Raw genomic sequence first — 3,463 nt, 5'->3', positions numbered from 1 at the left:
GCCCATCCCTGTTGATGTCTACCAGTTCCAAGGCATGGGTTTGGGAAAAGCTATCGTCAATTAAATGTGTTTTCCATGCGCCGGTTTGGTCTTGTTTATGCCACCAAATACCAAGTTCATGCGCAGCAGAAGAAAGTATTTCAGGTTTATGGTCTCCATTAATATCATGGGCATACATTTGCGCCGAAGGCTCTCCAAAAGTAGCAGGTTGAAATTTCCAGGGACCTTTTTTTGGATCCTCTGGTGATTTCCACCAGCCTTCAGTAATGATAAGATCCTTGTTTCCATCCTGATCAATATCCCCCATGCCTAAACCGTGCGCATAGCGCGCAGTGCTGGGGCTTTCCTTATCACTAATTGTAAATTTTTCCCAACTTAAATTTCGAGGGCTTGTAGGAGCACGGTACCACACCATTTCACCGCTTCCAGGAATGCTTCCTACCAAATCCATTCGGCCATCACTGTCTACATCGTAAAAGCCGGCAGACTCATTGCCTAATGCCGGACATATGGTGTGAATTTCCCACAAACCGGCTTGGTTTTTAGGGTTTTCAAACCATAGTACAGCTTCTCCAGGAAATCCTATCCTTACAAAGTCTACCCACCCATCCATGTTCACGTCCATCCCATGACTAATGAATGCATTGCTATACCCTTTATCGTATTCAAAAATTTTAGGTTTCTCCAATTCATGAGGCTTCCAGTTTGGTGCTTCAAACCAATAAGCTCCTGCCATAACATCCATCAATCCGTCCTGATTAACATCTCCTATGGCAGCACCCTCAGCAAGAAATTGGGTACTCAAAACATGTTTTTTGAAAGTAACGGGGGAGGAGGTTTGGGACAAGGCAGGACTGAGGCCTGCAAATATAACTAAGGCAAAAATAAAGGGTTGAATTGGCTGGTACATCTTAGCGAAGATTTAGTAAATAGGTCATTAAACCATTGAATTGGGATTGATCAAATGTGCTTCCAAAATGATCTGGCATTAGGGTGAGGGTAGAGGGTGTTTGCTTTGCTATGTCTTTTTTGGAGATGGTAAATTCATTTCCGGATTGGTCTGCCATTACCAGCACCTGCCCATCTTCTCTTCTAAACAAACCGGATTTGGTTTGTCCATCTTTTAAGTGGATGGTGTAGGTACGGAAGTTTTCTGAAATATTTCTATTGGGATCCAATACTTTGGTGGCCAAAGCTTCCACACCCCAATTGCCCACACCGTCTAACTGAGGCCCAATCATTCCCCCTTTATCACTCACTCGATGGCATATGCCACAATTTTCTTCAAAAAGCGCCTTCCCGGCAACCAATTGTTCAGGCTTGTTTTGAAAAGCTTCGGTTCGCTGAACGATTAAGGCTTGTTTTTCATCGCTGATTGGAGGCAAATTCAAGGTTAATTCCTCATAAGTTGATTTTTGTGCTTTATTGACTCCTGACAGAAACCGTTCTTCCACTTGCCTTGCTTTGAGCACCCTTGCCGGGGCATGCCCTTCTTTTATTAATTTTAAAAGCCGGCTTTTCCCTTTTCCAGAAGTTGAAAGTTGTGCGGCAATATGTTCCTGCAATTCCATTGGGGTATTTTTCAAGCCATTTCCTAAGGCGTCCAAAGCTTGATCAGAAGTGGATTTACCTATTGCTTCTGCTATTATTTTCCGGAAACTTATACTACTATTGCCATCTCTTAACCATTTTTCCAAGAAAAAGATTTGATTTTTTGGGTCAATTTCCATTAAAGCATTTACACTTAATTCTCTCAATTCTGTCACTTCCTCTGAATCTTTTATTAAGGCTTTAATTGATGGCATGTTTTAATGCTTCCAATTCTCGTTCAGTTTTATTTGCTTTACCGGTAGAGTATGTTTTAAAAACCGCTTGACAAATTTGTAAGTTCCATGCATTGAGTAATGCTGGAAAAGTCATTCCTTGTTGTCTTGCTCCATTGTTTAAAGCCATTGCTTTTTTGAAAGCAGGAATATGGGGCATTTTGGTTTTTGCAAGCTCAATAATACCTGCCATCTTAGCTACAGGAAGGCTTCTGGATATAGCGGTTAAATAGGCCAGAAACTTTTCTTCTGAAATCTTGGTGTTTTTTAAGTATTCCATTAGGAATTCCCCTGCTATTCTTGATCTTGTATCTGAAAAAATCAAAGCCACTACCTCTTTTTCATCGGCTGACCAGTTTTTTGCAGCTATTTCAGTTAGAATTTCGGGATTTTGAGCATGTTGAAAAAGTGCATATTTTAATGCATATATTAAATGGCTGTCTTCCTCTTTGGTTTTTTGTAGGGTTTGTAGGATGGGCGAAACCATGACCATACTATGATGTCTGATTAAAGCTTCAGCTGCAACTCTCCTCACATGGGCACTAGCGTCTGCCAAGCCATTTTTAATCCATTCAAATTCCTGCTGGTTTAGGCTTTGGTATTCACCTAAAATCCGAAAAGCATGAACTCGAACGAGTTCCTTATTACTAGTGAGGGCGGTTTTTAAGTTTTGATCTGTTAATGCATCCAATCTAAATAAAGCCCATAACACCTGAACGTGTTGAATCTCCAGCATTCCCCCGTTCGCTACAAGCTTTTTTAAAACAGGGATAGCAGTAGTTGAAAACCTATCTACAAGCTCATCTGTTGCCATCATTCTAGTTTGTAAGATCGGATCCCCTAATTTTTCTATGAGAAAGTCAAGATTAGCTACAGACCAATCGATCGGTGATTTTTGTGACCCTTTATAGGTGATTTTCCAAATCCTACCACTGTTTCTATCCCTTTCAGGATGATCTAAGGGTACCTCATAATGACCAATGATACTATTGTAAAAATCTGCAATATACATGGCTCCATCGGGCCCAATCTTTATATCCACAGGCCTAAACCAGGGGTCTTTGCTTACCAAAAAATCTGCTTTTCTGTTGGCTTTAGGGGTTGATCCGGTAAATGCCATGGTGCTTCTACTGATCCTGCAGGTAACCACATCGCCGGAGTAAAAGCTGTTTTGGTATTCTTCCGGAAATTGATTGTCGGTATAATATACAAGTCCCGACAAGGCAGTGGAGTTAAGTCCATAATCCATCATGGTGGGGGCATGTCCAATATTGGGTACCATTTTACCCCACTGGGTGTAGTTGCCATTTCTTATGATTTGATAAATCGGCAGGGTATGACAATCAGCGGAATAATGGTAACCCCATTTGTCCAGGTCAGATCCAAATGGGTTGATTCTTCCATCACTGGTTTTCTCCACATGTTGGCCATCCATCGTGAAACGGAAGGTGTTACCGGAGGTCATTGTAACAGAATTGCCATCTTTTCCTGAAACAGTTGAGACATTGCTAAAACCATGGGAGGCATGAATCCATCCATCTAAGCCTCTGAAAAGATTGTTGATCATACCATGGGTATCTTTGGTTTCGAAAGGCCCTAGTAAGATCTCTTTCTTGTCTGCGACATCATCTCCATTGGTG

2 protein-coding genes and 1 pseudogene are annotated in these 3,463 nt (G+C 41.4%); all 3 read right to left on the bottom strand.

Features of this window, described 5'->3' with window-relative positions; genetic code table 11:
• Positions 1-910: VCBS repeat-containing protein (locus AAC037_RS21995; protein WP_339905643.1), on the bottom strand; the 910-nt coding region annotated here is incomplete at its 3' end.
• A 1-nt stretch (position 911) separates the two neighbouring features.
• On the bottom strand, positions 912-1,805 hold the full coding sequence (locus AAC037_RS21990) for a c-type cytochrome (protein WP_339905641.1): 894 nt from the start codon (positions 1,803-1,805) through the stop codon (positions 912-914).
• Positions 1,792-3,463 (bottom strand): annotated as a pseudogene (locus AAC037_RS21985) (dehydrogenase); the annotation flags it as partial. The gene AAC037_RS21990 and the pseudogene AAC037_RS21985, both read right to left, overlap by 14 nt.

This window comes from uncultured Cyclobacterium sp. (assembly GCF_963976465.1).
In the GTDB taxonomy this organism is placed as follows: domain Bacteria; phylum Bacteroidota; class Bacteroidia; order Cytophagales; family Cyclobacteriaceae; genus Cyclobacterium.
The sequence above is the reverse complement of the archived record's forward strand: the minus strand, read 5'-3'. Positions and strand labels throughout refer to the sequence as shown.